Source organism: Erythrobacter sp. EC-HK427 (assembly GCF_902498745.1).
Classification (GTDB): domain Bacteria; phylum Pseudomonadota; class Alphaproteobacteria; order Sphingomonadales; family Sphingomonadaceae; genus Alteraurantiacibacter.
In genome coordinates, this window is sequence record NZ_LR701479.1 from 2,451,929 (window position 1) to 2,468,490 (window position 16,562).

Annotated in this window: 12 protein-coding genes; 9 read left to right on the top strand and 3 right to left on the bottom strand. The window is 63.5% G+C overall.

Annotation, left to right across the window (positions count from 1 at the left end; all coding sequences use genetic code 11):
• The first annotated feature begins 3 nt into the window (after positions 1-3).
• The 7 genes from GC121_RS12090 to GC121_RS12120 are packed head-to-tail and all read left to right on the top strand — an operon-like array spanning position 4 to position 9,512.
• Entirely contained in the window at positions 4-1,656 is a 1,653-nt protein-coding gene (locus tag GC121_RS12090) for a preprotein translocase subunit YajC (protein ID WP_151974686.1), read from the top strand.
• 20 nt (positions 1,657-1,676) lie between these two features.
• Positions 1,677-2,831: an XrtA/PEP-CTERM system-associated ATPase gene (locus tag GC121_RS12095; protein WP_151974688.1), complete on the top strand. Its 1,155-nt coding sequence runs from the start codon at positions 1,677-1,679 to the stop codon at positions 2,829-2,831.
• A gap of 15 nt (positions 2,832-2,846) precedes the next feature.
• The gene (locus tag GC121_RS12100; protein ID WP_234421234.1) at positions 2,847-3,770 is read left to right on the top strand and encodes an XrtA system polysaccharide deacetylase; all 924 of its coding nucleotides are present in this window, start codon (positions 2,847-2,849) and stop codon (positions 3,768-3,770) included.
• On the top strand, positions 3,767-4,825 hold the full coding sequence (locus GC121_RS12105; protein ID WP_151974690.1) for a FemAB family XrtA/PEP-CTERM system-associated protein: 1,059 nt from the start codon (positions 3,767-3,769) through the stop codon (positions 4,823-4,825). Before GC121_RS12100 ends, GC121_RS12105 begins: the two co-directional genes overlap by 4 nt.
• Positions 4,826-4,835: 10 nt before the next feature.
• Positions 4,836-6,059, top strand: coding sequence for a TIGR03087 family PEP-CTERM/XrtA system glycosyltransferase (locus GC121_RS12110; protein ID WP_151974692.1), 1,224 nt, complete (start codon positions 4,836-4,838; stop codon positions 6,057-6,059).
• Positions 6,049-7,605, top strand: coding sequence for an exosortase A (gene xrtA, locus GC121_RS12115; protein WP_234421235.1), 1,557 nt, complete (start codon positions 6,049-6,051; stop codon positions 7,603-7,605). The genes GC121_RS12110 and xrtA overlap by 11 nt, the downstream gene beginning before the upstream one ends.
• Positions 7,606-7,616: 11 nt before the next feature.
• Positions 7,617-9,512, top strand: a complete 1,896-nt coding sequence (locus tag GC121_RS12120; RefSeq protein ID WP_151974694.1) for an XrtA/PEP-CTERM system amidotransferase — start codon at positions 7,617-7,619, stop codon at positions 9,510-9,512.
• Here GC121_RS12120 and zapE read toward each other — a convergent pair.
• Together zapE and GC121_RS12130 are read right to left on the bottom strand one after the other, a co-directional pair.
• Entirely contained in the window at positions 9,509-10,615 is a 1,107-nt protein-coding gene (zapE, locus tag GC121_RS12125) for a cell division protein ZapE (protein ID WP_234421236.1), read from the bottom strand. The genes GC121_RS12120 and zapE overlap by 4 nt on opposite strands.
• Positions 10,616-10,620: 5 nt before the next feature.
• Positions 10,621-11,403 (bottom strand): succinate dehydrogenase iron-sulfur subunit, encoded by a 783-nt coding sequence (locus tag GC121_RS12130; RefSeq protein ID WP_151974698.1) that lies wholly within the window; start codon positions 11,401-11,403, stop codon positions 10,621-10,623.
• A gap of 254 nt (positions 11,404-11,657) precedes the next feature.
• Between GC121_RS12130 and GC121_RS12135 the strand changes: the two genes are divergently transcribed.
• Complete coding sequence (locus GC121_RS12135; RefSeq protein ID WP_151974700.1) at positions 11,658-12,374, top strand: SDR family NAD(P)-dependent oxidoreductase; 717 nt, start codon at positions 11,658-11,660, stop codon at positions 12,372-12,374.
• A gap of 78 nt (positions 12,375-12,452) precedes the next feature.
• Here GC121_RS12135 and GC121_RS12140 read toward each other — a convergent pair whose 3' ends face one another.
• Positions 12,453-15,158 carry a ribonuclease E/G gene (locus GC121_RS12140; protein WP_151974702.1) on the bottom strand — a complete coding sequence of 902 codons (2,706 nt, stop codon included), beginning with the start codon at positions 15,156-15,158 and terminating at the stop codon, positions 12,453-12,455.
• A 483-nt stretch (positions 15,159-15,641) separates the two neighbouring features.
• On the opposite strand from GC121_RS12140, the gene GC121_RS12145 reads away from it, so the two are divergent.
• Entirely contained in the window at positions 15,642-16,514 is an 873-nt protein-coding gene (locus GC121_RS12145; RefSeq protein WP_151974704.1) for an N-acetylmuramoyl-L-alanine amidase, read from the top strand.
• Positions 16,515-16,562 lie beyond the last annotated feature (48 nt).

Genomic DNA, 16,562 nt, shown 5'->3' on the forward strand with positions numbered 1-16,562 from the left:
CCCATGCGTATGACACTCACCACATTGCTGGCCATGGCGCTGGTGCCGGTTTCGGCCCAGGCGCAGGAACGCGATCCCGGCGGAGAGGGCGGCGAAGAATACCGCTCGGCCACGCGCGGGGTGGAAATCGCGCCCTATATCGAGGCCGCGCAGGTTGTGACCGCCGAGCTTTCGCCGGGCGACGACATCGTTACCTACACCCGCGTTGCTGCGGGCGTGGATGCCGGACTGACCGGTCGCAATTCGCAGGCAGCCGTCTCGCTGCGTTACGAGCGGCGCATCGGTTATGACGATACGGTTCCCGATACCGACACTTTCTCCGGCATTGCGCGCGCGTCGCTCGCCATGACTGGCCCCGATGCCACATTCGAAGTCGGCGGGCTCGCCTCGCGCACCCGCGTCGAATCGAATGGTGGCACGAGCAGCGGCAATTTCGGCATCGACGATGATGCGACCAGCCAGCTTTACTCGGTGTTCGCCGGCCCCGCTGTGCGCGCACAGATCGGCCAGGCCGAAGTCACCGGCGCTTACCGCATCGGCTATACACGGGTGGAAGCGACCGACGCCATCGTCATCGATCCCGCCACCGGCCCGGCGGATATTTTTGACGAAGCAATCACGCACAATCTCGGCGTGCGGGCAGGCTTTGCCCCCGATACCGTGCTGCCCGTGGGTGTGGGCGTTGGCGCTGGCTGGAACCGGCAGGACGTCTCCAACCTCGATCAGCGTATCGATGACCGCTATGCGCGTGCCGACATTACGATCCCCGTCACCCCCAGCCTCGCGCTGATCGGCGGCGTCGGGTATGAGCAGGTCGAAGTCTCTAGCCGCGATGCGGTGCGCGATGTGAATGGCGATCCGGTGATTGGCCCCGATGGCCGCTTTGTCACCGACGACAGTGCACCGCGTCAACTGGCTTACGAAACCGAAGGCTTGATCTGGGATGCTGGCGTGATGTGGCGTCCGAGCCGCCGCACGCAATTGCAGGCGCAGGTTGGCCGCCGTTATGGCTCAACCACCTATTACGGTTCCTTCAGCTACACGCCGAACCAGAATTCGCAGTTTGGCATCAGCGTTTATGACGGGATCAACAGCTTCGGCGGCCAGGTCGGCGATGCGCTGAACGATCTCGGCACCGATTTCGAGGCCTTCCGCAATCCGGTGACGGGTGATCTGGGCGGCTGCGTGGTCGGCTCTGCCGATGGCGATGGCTGCGCACTCGCACGGCTCGGCTCGCTGCGTTCGGCCGTGTTCCGCAGCCGCGGTGTTGCGGTCAGCTACGGCGGAGGCGCGGGTCGCACGTCCTACGGGCTGGGCGCCGGGTATGACCGTCGCAGCTTCATCGGGGCCGAAAACACCGTTCTTGCTGCCATCGACGGCGTGATTGACGAGAATTATTACCTCGCCGGTTATGTCGGGCGCCAGCTTGATCGCCAGTCGCAGGTCAATGTCGGCGGCACAGTCAATCGCTTTGAAAGCGGGTTCGGCGGCTCGGTCGATGGCTGGGGCTACAGCGTCAGCGCTGCCTATGATCGCCAGATCATCGAAGGGCTGGGTGCAACCGCCGCCGTGGGCGTCGATGGCATCAACCGCGATGACGATACCAATTTCTCGAACGCATCGGCCCTGTTCGGCCTGCGCTACACCTTCCGATAGGTCCAAGGGAGACCGCACTCATGTTCGATAATTTCTACGGCCTTTCCGGCAAGCCTTTCCAGCTGACGCCCGATCCGGAATTCTATTTCCGTTCGATCACGCACCGCAAGGCGCTGTCCTATCTCGGCTACGGCCTCGCGCAGGGTGAAGGATTCATCGTCATCACCGGCGAGATCGGCTCGGGTAAGTCGACGTTGGTCGCGCATATGATGGAAAGCCTCGACACCAATGCGGTGACGGTGGCGCAGATCGTGACGAGCAAGCTCAACGAGGACGAGATCGTCCATGTGGTTGCTGCGTCGATGGGGCTGGATGTCGAAGGGCACGACAAGGCCACCGCGCTGACCGAGATCGAGAATTTCCTGCACGATGAAGCCCGCTCGGGCCGCCGCGTGCTGCTGGTGATCGACGAATCGCAGAACCTCTCGGTTCCGGCGCTCGAAGAGCTGCGGATGTTCTCCAACTTCCAGCTGGGCAACCACCCGCTGATGCAGACGCTGCTGCTCGGCCAGCCCGAGTTCCGCACGACCTTGCAGAATGATGCGAACCTCGAGCAGCTGCGCCAGCGCGTGATCGCGGCGCATCACCTCGAACCGATGCAGAAGAGCGAGATCGAGCCTTACATCATCCACCGCCTCGAAAAGGTGGGTTGGAACGGCAATCCGGCTTTCGACCAGCGCGTCTATGCCGAATTGTTCGAGGCATCGGGCGGCATTCCGCGCCGGGTCAACCAGATCGCCAACCGCCTTCTGTTGCTGGGCGCGGTGGAAGAGCGCAACCGCATTGATGCTTCGATGTTGCAGTCGGTGCTCCGCGAAATGGAGGCCGAGCGCGCTTTCCCCGCCGCTGCACCGTCTGCCCTGAAGCAGAAGGAACCCGAATTCGAGCCGGTGAAGGCCATGCCCACCGTCCCGCGGGTTGATATGCAGCAATTCGAAGCCGCGCTCGCCGAACGCGATGCGCAGATCGCCGAATTGCAGCAGGCTATTGTCGAGATTTCCAACCAGACCGATGCCGCTGTCAGCAGCGCGGTTGCGCCGGAAATCGAACTGATGCGCGAACAGGTCGCCCGGATCGAAGCACGGTGCTTTGAACAGGAACGTTCGATCCGCCAGACGCTAACCATGCTGATCGAATGGATCGAAAGTGAAATGGATTCGAGCAAGGCGGCTTAGCAGGAGGCGAGTGCGGTGAACGCCATCGCTTTCAAGACTGAACAGGATGTACAGTCGCGCATCGTCAACGGGCTTTCCGTCGATGTCGAGGACTGGTTCCAGGTCGGCGCGTTCGAGGATGTGATCGAGCGCGACAGCTGGGGCACGCTGGATGACCGTGTGGAACGCAATGTCCACGCGATCCTCGACCTGTTTGATGAAGCCAATGCCAGCGCGACCTTCTTCACGCTGGGCTGGGTCGCGGCGCGGCACGGCCCGTTGCTGCGCGAGATTGCGAAGCGCGGCCATGAAGTGGCCAGCCATGGGTGGGATCACGAGCGGGTGTTCCGCATGGATCGCACCAGCTTCGCCAAGGATATCGAGAAGACACGCAAGACCATAGAGGATTGCTGCGGCAAGCGCGTGATCGGCTATCGCGCGCCCAGCTTCTCTATCGATCACCGCACGCCTTGGGCCTTCGCCGAACTGGCAGAGCAGGGCTATCTCTATTCGAGCAGCGTCGCGCCAGTGGCGCATGACCATTACGGTTGGGCCGAAGCCCCGCGTTTCGCCTTCAATCCGATCCCGTGGCACAGCCTGATCGAGCTTCCGGTGACCACCGCCGTGTTTCGCGGCAAGCGACTGGCAGCAGGAGGTGGCGGGTTCTTCCGCGTGCTGCCCTATGCCTTCAGCCGCTGGGCGATCCGGCAGGTAAACCGGCAGGAAGAGCGCCCGGCGATCTTCTATTTCCACCCGTGGGAAATCGATCCCGGCCAACCGCGCGTTGCCGGTGCGCCGCTGCGCTCGCGCCTGCGGCACTATACCAACCTTGACAGGATGTCGGACAAGCTCGGCCAGCTGATCAAGGAATTTGCCTGGGGCCGGATCGATCTGATCGCGCATCGGGAAAGCGCGCGCATCGCTGCCGAAAAGGCCGAGCGCAGCAAGCTGGGCATATGAACGCGCCGTTCGCCTTGACCCGCGAAACCGTCCGCATCGCCGAACTGCGCCAGCCTGATGAGGCGACGCGGATTGACGGCTTTGTGGCAGAGACGCACGGCTCAGTGTTTCATCGCCCGGCCTGGCTTCTGGCGGTCGAGGCTGGCACCGGTAACCGCGCGCGCGGACTGCTGGCGGAGAAGGGCGGAGCAATCACCGGATGGCTTCCGCTGACCGAAGTGCATTCACCAATCTTTGGCCGCGTCCTCGCATCGAGCGGCTTTGCCGTGGAGGGCGGCGTGTTGGCCGATGATCCGGCGACCGCTAGGCTGCTCTGTGCTGCGGCAACCGAATATGCGCAGCGTCTCTCCTGCCCCACAATTGAGCTGCGCGGGGGCATGGTGGGCGAGGGGTGGGATGTGACCACCGACAGCCATTGCGGCTTCATCGCTCCGCTGGCGCCGGATGACGAAGCGCAATTGCTCGCCATTCCGCGGAAACAACGCGCCGAAGTGCGCCGTTCGCTCACTTTCGACCTCGAAATCAGTGTCGGGCGTGACGCTGCGGAGCGCGCCGCGCATTATGCCGTCTACGCCGAAAGCGTCCGCAATCTCGGCACACCGGTCTTCCCGCGCGGCCTGTTCGATGCGGTGTTGGAACGGCTCGACGCCGATATCCTCACCGTGCACCATCAAGGCGAGGCGGTGGCGAGCGTCTTGTCGCTTTACCACGACGGAGCGGTGATGCCCTATTGGGGCGGGGGCACGTGGAACGCCCGTGCGCTTCGCGCCAATGACCGGATGTATTACGCGCTGATGCTGCACGCCCGGGCGCGCGGCTGTGACCGGTTCGATTTCGGACGCAGCAAGACCAATAGCGGGGCCTACGCCTTCAAGAAGAACTGGGGCTTTACGCCCGAACCGCTGAGCTATGCGAGCTGGACAGCGCCCGGCCATGCCAAGCGCGATGCCGATCCGACGAGCGCGCGGCACCAGTCGCGCATCGCGCTGTGGAAGAAGCTCCCGTTGCCGATCGCCAACCGGGTCGGCCCGCTGATCGCCCGTGGGCTGGGTTGAGGAGGCACGGGTGAGCGGTGAGATCCTCTTCCTGGCGCATCGCCTGCCGTTTCCGCCCGATCGCGGCGACAAGATCCGTTCGCACCATGTGCTGAAAGCGCTGGCGGCGATTGCGCCCGTCCATGTCGGCTGCCTTGCCGAGGATGCGAGTGATTTCACCCATGAACATGAACTGGCTGCGCTTGCCGCCAGCCATGCGATGCCGCGTCGGTCAAAACCCGTCAGCCTTGCCGGAGTAGAGGCATTGATCCGGCGCGAGCCCGTCAGCCTTGCCGCGTTCCGCTCGCAAGCCCTGCATGACTGGGTGCGCAAGACGATGGCAGAGCGCAATATCAGCGCAATCTACGTCTTCTCCGGCCAGATGGGGCAATATGTTCCGGCGGAATGGAGGGGCCGCTTGATCGTCGATCTGGTCGATGTCGATAGCGCCAAATTCGAAGCCTATGCGCTGGATCGCAGCGGCCCGCGCGGTTGGATCGACGCGCGCGAGGGGCGCTTACTGCGCGGTGTCGAGGAGGCTCTGGCCGCCCATGCCGACGCCACCTTGCTGGTGAGCGAAGCCGAAGCCGGATTGCTGCGCGAACGCACGACCCGCGCCCGCGATATCCGCGCCTTGGGCAATGGTATTGATTGCGACTTCTTTGACCCCGCAGCGACCCGACCGCATCCTGATCTGGCGAGCGGAGGGCCGCATTTCGTCTTCACCGGCCAGATGGATTACGCGCCCAATATCGCGGCGGTTGCGCGCTTTGCCCAAGGCATTCTCCCGCGCATCCGCAAGGCACATCCGCTGGCGGAGTTCCATATCGTCGGCCGCGCGCCGACGGCCGAGGTGTCGAGGCTTGGCGAGCGGGACGGTGTCACCGTGTGGGGCGCGGTGCCCGATGTGCGACCGTTTCTCGCCGCCGCCACCATCGTCACCGCGCCGCTGACCATTGCGCGCGGTGTGCAGAACAAGGTGCTCGAAGCCATGGCCATGGCGCGCTGCGTGCTGGTCAGCCCAGAAGCGGCGACTGGCATTGATGCCAAGCACGGCGCGCAATTCGTCATCGGCGACACTGATCACGCCTTGGCAACACACGCGCTGCACTTGCTCGACCGGCCCGCCGAACGCGAGGCCATCGGCGCGGCGGCGCGCAGTTTCGTGCAGAGCCAGATGAGCTGGCCTGCGATGCTGGCCGATTTGCCCGCGCTGATGGGCTTTCCGACGGGAGCTGCGCGCGATGCGGCTTGATGCGATCCAGCCCCGCCGCGCGCTTGCCGCAGAGATGATCGTGCCGCAATGGCGCTTGCCATTGATCCGGCTCGCGCTGGCTTGGGCCGTGCTGTTCGCCCTCTTCGCCTCCGACTACGCGGAAATGGTGATGCAGTGGTGGGACAGTTCGACCTACAACCACATCCTGCTCGTGCCCGCGATCCTCGTCTGGCTCGTGTGGCAACGCGCAGGAGAGCTGGCCAAGCTGGCGCCTGCCAGCTGGTGGCCGGGGCTCGTTCCTCTGGCAGGCGCGCTGTTCGTCTGGCTCTTGGGAGATATCTCCGGCACCGCGACCGCGAGCCATCTGGGCCTTGTCCTCGCCCTGCAATCGCTGGTGCTGACGATGCTCGGCCCGCGCGTGTCCTGGGCGCTGTTCTTCCCGCTCGCATATGGCCTGTTCCTCGTTCCCATCGGCGACGAGCTGGTGCCAGCATTGCAGATGATAACCGCCGACATCACCATTGCACTCACCATGGCCAGCGGCATTCCGGCGCATATCGAAGGCGTTTTCATCGATACGCCTGCGGGCCTGTTCGAAGTCGCCGAGGCGTGTTCGGGGGTCAAATTCCTGATCGCCATGATCGCGCTGGGTACGCTGGTTTCGCACGTGCTGTTCCAATCATGGTGGCGGCGCATCGGCTTTATGGCGCTGGCGATTGCCTTGCCGATCCTAGCCAACGGCGTTCGCGCGTGGGGCACGATCTACATCGCACAATCGCAAGGCATCGCCTTTGCCGCTGGTTTTGACCACATCTTCTACGGCTGGTTCTTCTTTGCGCTGGTGATGGGCCTGCTGCTGGCGATTGGCTGGAAGTTCTTTGATCGCACAGTGGATGATGCTTTCATCGACGCAGACAACATCGCCGCCCTGCCATTCTTTAGCCCGCTCGAACGGTGGAACGGCAAGGGCTGGGCGGTGTTCGCTGCCAGCATTGCGATCACCTTGGCCGCGCTGGTCTGGGCTGCGCAAAGCCGCGCGTTGGAGGCCGAGATTGCCGACACGCTGGCGCTCCCCGAAGTGCCCGGCTGGACGCAGGTTGCCGAGGCCAACAGCTATCCCTGGGCACCCTTGGCCGGCGGAGCAGACCGGGTTCTGCGCGGCAGCTACCGCGACGCGGACGGCCGCACTGTCGATGTGGTCTTTGCTCTCTACGCCGCACAGGGCGATGGGCGCGAGGCGGGGGCGTTCGGGCAGGGCGCGTTGCCGCCCGACACGGACTGGCGCTGGCAATCGGCCACACTTTCGGCAGACGGCGTTCCGGGCCAGCGCATCCAGGCCATGGCTACGCAGCGCCGCACGGCAGAGACATGGTTCCGCAAGGGCGACTGGACGGGCACCAGCGGCTTTCAGCTCAAGCTGCGCACCATGCAGGATCGTCTGTTCCTCACCGCCCGCCCCACCGCCATGCTCATCCTCTCCGCCGAGGAAGACCACGGTGTCGACGGAGTGCAGGCCGTCGCCGATTTCCGCGCATCCACCAGCGATCTTGGCGAATGGATAGACCGCGCCGGATCGATTGAGTAACGGCAGGCTCCATGTGCGGGATCGCAGGCCTTTTTCACACCGGAACGATCAAGCCGGTTGACCCTTCTCGGGTGGAGCGGATGTGCGACGCCATCGCGCATCGCGGCCCCGATGGCTCGGGCGTATGGACGGCTCCGGGCGTGGGACTGGGGCACCGCCGCCTGTCGATCATCGACCTTGCAGGATCGCCGCAGCCGATGGTTTCGGCAGACGAGCGGGCGGTGATCGTCTTCAATGGCGAGATCTACAATTTCCGCGAATTGCGCCGCGAGCTCGAAGGGTTTGGCGCGCGCTTCCGCACAGAGGGCGACACCGAAGTCATCCTTGCCGCATACCAGCAATGGGGCGAGGATTGCCCCGCGCATCTCAACGGGATGTTCGCCTTCGCCATATATGACCGGGCCGAGCGCACGCTGTTTCTGGCCCGTGACCGGCTTGGCGTGAAGCCGCTTTTCTACACGCAGCTATCCGATGGCGCGCTGGCCTTCGCGTCCGAATTGAAGGGCCTGCTCGCCCATCCGCTGCTGCGGCGCGAGGTCGATCCGCTGGCGGTCGAGGATTACATGACCTGGGGTTACGTCCCCGATCATCGTTCGATTCTGAAAGGCGTGCACAAGCTGCCTGCAGGCCATACGCTGCTGCTGAAGCATGACGCGCCGCCGCCGCGCCGGCGCGAATATTGGGATATCAGCTTCGAACGCCGCCACACCGCCAATCCGCGCGATCTGGAAGCCGAGCTGCTGCATCATCTGAAAGTGGCGGTGGAAAGCCGGATGGTGTCCGACGTGCCGCTAGGTGCCTTCCTTTCGGGAGGCGTCGATAGCTCGACCGTCGTTGCATTCATGGCCGAGGCGGGGAAGGGCAAGGTGCGCACCTGCTCGATCGGCTTCGATGTCGCCAGCGTTGACGAGACATCCTATGCCGAGCAAATCGCCGCGCTTTTCGGCACCGACCACACTTCGCGGCGGGTGAGCGCCGACCAGTTCGATGCCATCGACACCATCGCCGCGATGTTCGATGAACCCTTTGCCGATGCCTCCGCCTTGCCGACATGGCGGGTGTGCCAATTGGCGCGCGAAAGCGTGACGGTAGCCTTGTCAGGTGACGGAGCGGACGAGGCTTTTGCCGGATACCGCAGGCAAGTGTTCCATGCCCATGAAGCGCGCATTCGCGGGCTGATCCCCGGTGGCGTCCGGCGCAGCGTGCTGGGGCCGCTGGGCGATGCTTTCCCCAAGCTCGACTGGGCACCGCGCCCGCTGCGTGCCAAGGCCACCTTGCAATCGCTCGCCGGATCAGGTGCAGAGGGCTATGCGCGCGCACTGGCGGTGACGCCGGGGGATCTGCGCCATAGCCTCTACAGCGGCAGCTTCGCGCAGCAGCTGGGCGGATATGCCGGGGAGGCCGCGCTGCACGATTTGATGTCGAAGGCGCCGGTGCAATCGGGCCTTGATGCCGCGCAATATGCCGATCTCAAATTCTGGCTGCCGGGCGATATCCTGACCAAGGTCGACCGCACCAGCATGGCTGTCAGCCTTGAAGCGCGCGAGCCTTTGCTCGATCACCGTCTGGTCGAATTCGCCGCCGCTCTGCCCGATAATCTTCGCGTACGCGGCAAGCAAGGCAAGTGGGTGCTGAAGAAGGCGATGGAGCGGTATCTGCCGCAAGACATCCTCTATCGCCCCAAGCAAGGCTTTGTGACGCCTATTGCCGAATGGTTCCGCGGACCGCTGGAGAGCAAGGCGCGCGGTATCTCGCAAAGCGCAGTGCTGGCGCGCACCGGTTGGTTCGACAATGCCAAGCTGGCCGCGATTGCGGAGACGCATATCTCCGGCCGCTCGGATCATGGCCGATTGCTCTGGCAATTGGTGATGCTCGACCGTTCGCTGGCGCAGCTCGGGATCAGCTAGCCCGCTTTGCCGTGGCCGCGCGCCATGTAGTCGGCGCTTTGCATTTCCTTGAGGCGGCTGACCGTACGGTCAAATTCGAACGCGCCGTCGCCTTTGGTATATAGCGCTTCGGGCACGGCGGCGGCGGTGACGAACAGCTTCACGTTGTTCTCGTACAGCGCGTCGATCAGCTTGGTGAAGCGGATCGCTTCGTTGCGGTTTTCCGGCCCCATCTGCGGGATGCCGACCACGATCACCGTGTGATACGTGCGGGCGATGGCGAGATAATCCGCCGCGCCGCGATCTTCCATGCACAGCCGTTTGAAGCTGAACACGGCGACGCCTTTGAGGCTTTTGGGAACGTGCAATGTCCGCCCGCCGCCCAGCGCCAGCTCACCGGTGGGAACGTTGGCGGCATCTTCGGGTGCATAGTCGGTCAGGCGGAAGAAGGCTTCGCGCACCTGCGCGGTGGCGGCATCGCCCATGGGGGCGTGCCAGGTTTTGAGGTCTCCCAACCGGTCGAGACGGTAATCGGTCGGGCCGTTGAGCGGCACCACGTCCAGCTCGGCCAGAATCAGATCGATGAAGGGGGTGAAGAGCGAGCGGTTGATCCCGTCCTTGTAGAGGTCTTGCGGCGGGCGGTTGCTGGTCGTCACCACCGTTATCCCTTCATCCACGATCAGCGCGGTGAACAGGCGCGCCATGATCGCCGCATCGGCGGTGTTGGTGACGACCATCTCGTCAAAGGCAAGGCAGCGCACATCGCGGGCAATCCGCCGGGCCACCCGGCCGATGGCACCCTCGTGCTTTCCCCGCCGCTCCTTGTGCAGCAGCACATCGACTTCGAGCATGAATTCGTGGAAGTGGACGCGGCGCTTTTGCTCAATCTGCAATGCGCTGACGAACAGGTCCATCAGCATCGATTTACCGCGCCCGACACCGCCCCACATATACACGCCGCGCGGCTTCTGGGGCTTGCGGTTGAACAGCTGGGCGAGCAGCCCGCCGGGGGCGTCCGCCTCCAGCTCCTTCGCCAACCGGCCGAGCCGTTCGGCAGCGCGGCGTTGATCGGGGTCGGGCTGTAACTCGCCCGCCGCGATCAGTTTTTCGTAACGGGCAAGCACCGGACTTAGATGGCGCGCTCGGCCTGCATCTTCTTGATCTCGGCAATGGCGCGCGCGGGGCTGAGGCCCTTGGGGCAGACATTGGCGCAGTTCATGATGGTGTGGCAGCGATAGAGGCGGAAGGGGTCTTCCAGATCGTCGAGCCGTTCGCCCGTCATCTCGTCACGGCTGTCCGCCAGCCAGCGATACGCCTGCAGCAGGATCGCCGGACCGAGGAACTTGTCGCTGTTCCACCAATAGGACGGGCAGGCGGTGGAGCAGCAGGCGCACAGGATGCACTCGTAAAGCCCGTCCAGCTTCTCGCGATCTTGCGGCGATTGCAGGCGTTCCTTGCCCGAAGGCGTCGTCGAAACCGTCTGCAACCACGGGCGGATGCTGGCATATTGCGCGTAAAAATGGGTGAAGTCCGGCACCAGGTCCTTGATCACTTCCATATGCGGCAGCGGGGTGATGCGAATATCGCCCGACACATCCTCGATCGCGGTGGTGCAGGCGAGGCCGTTCTTGCCGTTCATGTTCATCGCGCAGGAACCGCAGATCCCTTCGCGGCAGGAGCGGCGGAAGGTCAGCGTCGGGTCAATCTCGTTCTTGATCTTGAACAGCGCGTCCAGAACCATCGGCCCGCAATCGTCCAGATCGACTTCGAACGTGTCGTATTTCGGGTTCGCCCCGCTATCGGGATCGTAGCGGTAGATGCGGAAGGTCTTCTTCCGGTTGGCACCTTCGGCCTTGTGGACCGCGCCCTTGCTGTTGATCTTCGAATTCTTGGGGAGAGTGAAAGTGGCCATGTCGATCCCGTGGGTTTCAGCTTGCCTCCCATTTAGCCGATGCTTGGCCAAGGGCAAGGCAGACCTTTGGCTGAACCACGGTTTTCCGCGCCTTGCTGCGGCAAATCCAACGAACCTGTTACACCTGTTACACAGTCCTGGGGCAAAAACGCCCGCCTGCTTTGCAGCGATGCAAGTACAGCAGGTTGGAGAGGTTAGCATGCGCATGGCAGCGGCGTAGAACGCAGCGTCAGATGTAGGAAAGGCAGCACTTCATGCGGTGGAAACGCGCGGCGATTTTCGGAGCGAGCGGCGGGATCGGTGAGGCATTGGCAACCGCCTTGGCTGGCGGGGGCACGCAGGTGCTTGCCGGTTCGCGCAGCGGAGCCATCCCGGAGGGAGCGGGGATCACATCCTTTGCTTTCGATCTGACCGACGAAGCAAGCATAGCGGCTGCGGCTGCGCAAATGCGCGCCACGCCGCCCGATCTGGTGATCGTTGCCAGCGGCGTGCTTACACTTCCCGACGGAACGGGGCCGGAGCGCAGTTACCGGCACCTTGAGGCCGCTGCGATGGCAGAGATACTGGCGCTGAACACCATCGGCCCGGCGCTGATCGCCAAGCACATATTGCCGCTGTTTCAGCGCGATGCGCCTGCCACTTTCGCCGCGCTTTCTGCCCGCGTGGGGTCGATTGGCGACAACCGCATCGGCGGCTGGCATTCCTACCGCGCGAGCAAGGCGGCGCTCAATATGTTGCTCCGCAACTTTGCCATCGAGATGGCGCGCACGCATAAACAGGCGCGGATCGTGGGGCTGCATCCGGGCACGGTGGACACCGCCTTGTCCGGGCCGTTCCAGAAGAATTTGCCCGACGGCCAGCTGACCTCTCCGGCGCAATCGGCGCAGCATCTGCTGGATGTTCTTGCCAACCTGACGCCAGCGGATAGCGGCGGCGTGTTCGACTGGAAGGGCGCGCGGATCGAGCCTTAATTCCACATACCCGCACGCAACAAAAAGGCCCCCGCACATTTGCTGTGCGAGGGCCTTTTTGTTTGCCGCTGTTGCGGATTATTGCCCGAAAGTGCGCTGCCACCAACCGCGACGGGCACCGCCTTCGCCTTCTTCGCCTTCTTCGGCTGCTTCATCGGCATCAGCCGCAGGCGTCTCGGACGTCGCTGCCTCGGGTGCATCTTCCACCTTTTTGGCGCGCGAGCGGCGCTTGGGCTTGGGAGCCTCTTCCGCCGGAGTTTCCTCGGTGGCAGGCGCTTCCACCACCGGCGCGTCTTCGCTGGCCTTCTTGGCGCGCGAGCGACGCTTCGGCTTGGGCTTCTCTTCCGTAGCTTCTTCGGCAGCTTCGGCCGCAGGCGCTTGCTCCTCTGCGGGTGCTTCCTCGACCGGCTTCTTGGCGCGCGAGCGACGCTTGGGCTTCGGTGCGGCTTCTTCCGCCGGAGCTTCGACTTCGCCCTCAGCCTCAGCCTCTACTGCTTCGACCGCCGGAATTTGCTCTTCGGTGTCGAACGCATCATCTGCCGGTCGGCGCGACTTGTTCCGCCCGCGACCACCGCGACTGCGGCGGCGTTTGGGCTTGGTTTCGCCGTCTTCCGCTTCACCCGAAGCATCGTCCGAACCATCTCCTGACGCATCGTCGCCAGAGTTTTCCTCGCCTTCGGACTCTTCGCCGTTCTCGTCACGGCCCGTTCCCTTGTTGCGACCACGACCGCCCCGGCGACGGCGGCGGCGCTTCTTGCGCTGGCCGCCATCGTCGTCACTGTCATTGTCGCGGTCGGCACGGGTTTCGGTGTCGTCATCCTCGTCCGTATCGTCCTCGTGATCCTCGAAATCCGCGCCATCATCTTCATCGATGATCGGTTCGAAGCGGGGAGCTTCCTTGGGCTTCGGGCCGGTGGAGGTTACGCGCATCTTCGCGCCTTCGTCCTCGCCTTCGGGGAGGACTTCGACGGAGACGTTATAGCGGCTTTCGATTTCCGCCAGGTCGGCACGCTTGGCGTTGAGCAGATATACCGCCGCCTCGGTCGAAGCATAAAGCGAGATCGTGCTGCCTTTGCCCTTCGCCGCTTCGTCCTCGATCAGGCGCAGCGCGGACAGGCCGGCGCTCGAAGCGGTGCGGACAAGGCCCGTCCCGTCGCAATGCGGACATTCGCGGGTGGAGGCTTCGAGCACGCCGGTGCGCAGGCGCTGGCGGCTCATTTCCATCAGGCCGAAGCTGGAAATACGGCCCACCTGGATTCGCGCACGGTCGTTCTTGAGCGAATCCTTCATGCAGCGTTCGACTTTGCGGATATTGGAGCTGTGATCCATATCGATGAAGTCGATCACCACCAGACCGGCCATGTCGCGCAGGCGCAATTGCCGCGCAATTTCCTTGGCCGCTTCCAGATTGGTGTGCAGCGCGGTCGCTTCGATGCCGTGTTCCTTGGTGGAACGGCCCGAGTTGATGTCGATACTGACCAGTGCCTCGGTCGGGTTGATGACCAGATAGCCACCCGATTTCAGCTGCACGACTGGTTCGTACATCGCCGAAAGTTCGTCTTCTGCACCGTATCGCTGGAACAGCGGCACAGGATCAGAATAGGCCTTCACCCGCCGCGCGTGGCTGGGCATCAGCAGCTTCATGAAGGCCTTGGCGGATTTGTAGCCGCCTTCGCCTTCAACGATCACTTCCTCGATCTCGCGATTGTAGATGTCGCGGATGGCGCGCTTGATGAGGTCCGAATCCGAATGGATCAGGCTCGGCGCGCTGGAGGCCATGGTGCGTTCGCGGATTTCGTCCCACAGGCGCGCGAGATAGTCGAAATCGCGCTTGATCTCCGGCTTGGTGCGCGAAAGACCGGCGGTGCGAACGATCAGCCCCATGCTCTTGGGAAGCGAGAGATCGCTGACAATACTCTTCAGCCGTTTGCGGTCGCTGCCGCTGGAGATTTTGCGCGAAATGCCGCCGCCATGGCTGGAGTTGGGCATGAGCACGCAATAGCGGCCCGCGAGGCTGAGATAGGTGGTGAGGGCCGCGCCCTTGTTCCCGCGCTCTTCCTTGACGACCTGCACCAGCAGCACCTGGCGGCGCTGGATAACGTCCTGGATTTTGTAACGGCGGCGCAGGGCTTGCCGCTTGGCGCGCGCTTCGTCGATTTCCTTGGCGCGGCTGCCACGCTTGCCGCCGCGACCCTGCGGACGCCGACCACGCTGCTGCCGACGCCCGCGACCGCGGCGGCCAACGCCGTCGTCTTCGCCGTCCTCAGACGTTTCGTCGTCATCCGAATCGTCTTCGGGATCGTCGTCACCGTTTTCGAGTTGGCCTTCCTCGATTGTCGCGACATCGTCCTTCTCGGAAGTGTCGATCTCGGTCACGCCGCCTTCGGCACCAAGATTTTCCTCTTCCTCGCCGTCTTCCTCGTTGATCCGGTCGAGCGCGCTTTCGCCGTAATCCTCGTCCTCGTCTTCCTCGCGAAGCTGGGCTTCTTCTTCCGCCGCAGCCGCTTCTTCGGCGAGCAGGCGGGCACGGTCAGCCGCGGGGATCTGGTAATAGTCGGGATGGATTTCACTAAAGGCGAGGAAGCCGTGGCGGTTGCCGCCGAAATCGACGAACGCCGCTTGCAACGAGGGTTCGACCCTCGTGACCTTGGCTAGATAGATGTTACCCTTGATCTGCTTGTGTTCGGCAGATTCAAAGTCGAATTCCTCAATCCGGTTTCCCTTGAGCACCGCCACCCGTGTTTCTTCCGGGTGGCGCGCATCGATAAGCATACGCGTTGCCACTAAATATTCTCCGGGCAGACCACCCAGCTACCGGCGCTGGCGGTAAACCCGCGCCGGGAAGAAGTGTCTGCCAATATGTGTGAGCCCCGCGCCCTTGGCGTCGGGGAGAAGTCATACGTCCGTCCACCGTCTGGCGAAGGGGCGTGCGAAGCGTGTTTGCAGCAATGCCAAGGCGCAGGATTTTCGTCTGCGCTGCACGTTCTGCAACCGGCACGCATCCTTGCGGAAGCGATTGGACCATGGAACGTGTGCTTTGCATTGCGGCATCAACCTGTAATCATGTGCGGATACCGGCCAATCGCCGTTCCGCCATTGTCGGGATTTGGGAATACCGACAGCGTTTTGCTAGCAGTCGGGGAAAGCCTCGGCAACCTTATTGCGCGTTCTCGCAAAAATCCCTTGTGATGATATTAACCAAGCGATGGATATTGGCGCGGGCCTTACGCCGCGCAGCGCTATGGGCAGAGGAGCTGAAGTCTAACGATGTCGGATCGTCTGCAGATCGGACTGTTATTCGCCTTCCCGGTGCTGCTGATCGCTGCGCTGTTCGCGCTGGGGCAGACCATTCCGGTTCCGGTGCTGGGGCGCAGCTATGTCATCACCATTCCTTTGCCCGAGGCGGAGGCGCAGCTTGGCCTGCCGGAAATCGCCGGCCCCGCCGATCTGACGCGCCCGCTGGTGGTGATCGATGCCGGGCATGGCGGCCCCGATCCCGGTGCCATAGGTGAGGATTATCGGGAGAAAACTGTTGTCCTCGGCCTTGCCCGCGCGCTGCGGGACAGGCTGCTGGAAGAAGGCGGCATCCGTGTGGCCATGACGCGCGACGATGATTCGCTGGTGATCCTGGAGGAACGCGCCGAAATCGCGCGCGCACTAGGCGCTGACCTGTTCATTTCGATCCACGCCGATTCCGCAGGCGAGGATGGCGGGGTAACGGGTGCGAGCATCTATACGTTGTCGGAGACCGCCTCGTCAGAGGCCGCAGCCCGCTTTGCCCAGCGCGAAAACGATGCCGATGTTGTCAACGGCGTTGATCTGTCGGGCACCGATGAAAGCGTGAACGCCATTCTGGTGGAGCTTTCCCAGCGCCGCACATCCGAACGGTCGCTGGAATTTGCCCGGCTGATCGTGCGCGAAGGGGAAGGGGTGCTGCGCTTCCACCCGCAAACGCTGCGCTCCGCCGCGCTCGCCGTGCTGCGCGCGCCCGACGTGCCCGCAGTGTTGTACGAGGCCGGGTTCATTTCGAACCGGGAGGAGGCACGCGCGCTCGCTTCGCCCGAGGGACAGGAACGCTTTGCCGAAGTCATGGCGCGCGCCATCCGTATCTATCTCGCCCGCCAATCCAATCCGCAATAAGGCCGCGCAATCGACGGGTTTTTCGCGTTCGCGGCATTATTCGGTGTG

Coding starts and splice junctions, on each gene's coding strand:
- GC121_RS12130 (WP_151974698.1), bottom strand. CDS start 11,403: ATGGCCACTTTCACTCTCCCCAAGAATTCGAAGATCAACAGCAAGGGC.
- xrtA (WP_234421235.1), top strand. CDS start 6,049: ATGCGGCTTGATGCGATCCAGCCCCGCCGCGCGCTTGCCGCAGAGATG.
- GC121_RS12145 (WP_151974704.1), top strand. CDS start 15,642: ATGTCGGATCGTCTGCAGATCGGACTGTTATTCGCCTTCCCGGTGCTG.
- GC121_RS12120 (WP_151974694.1), top strand. CDS start 7,617: ATGTGCGGGATCGCAGGCCTTTTTCACACCGGAACGATCAAGCCGGTT.
- GC121_RS12135 (WP_151974700.1), top strand. CDS start 11,658: ATGCGGTGGAAACGCGCGGCGATTTTCGGAGCGAGCGGCGGGATCGGT.
- GC121_RS12105 (WP_151974690.1), top strand. CDS start 3,767: ATGAACGCGCCGTTCGCCTTGACCCGCGAAACCGTCCGCATCGCCGAA.
- GC121_RS12095 (WP_151974688.1), top strand. CDS start 1,677: ATGTTCGATAATTTCTACGGCCTTTCCGGCAAGCCTTTCCAGCTGACG.
- GC121_RS12090 (WP_151974686.1), top strand. CDS start 4: ATGCGTATGACACTCACCACATTGCTGGCCATGGCGCTGGTGCCGGTT.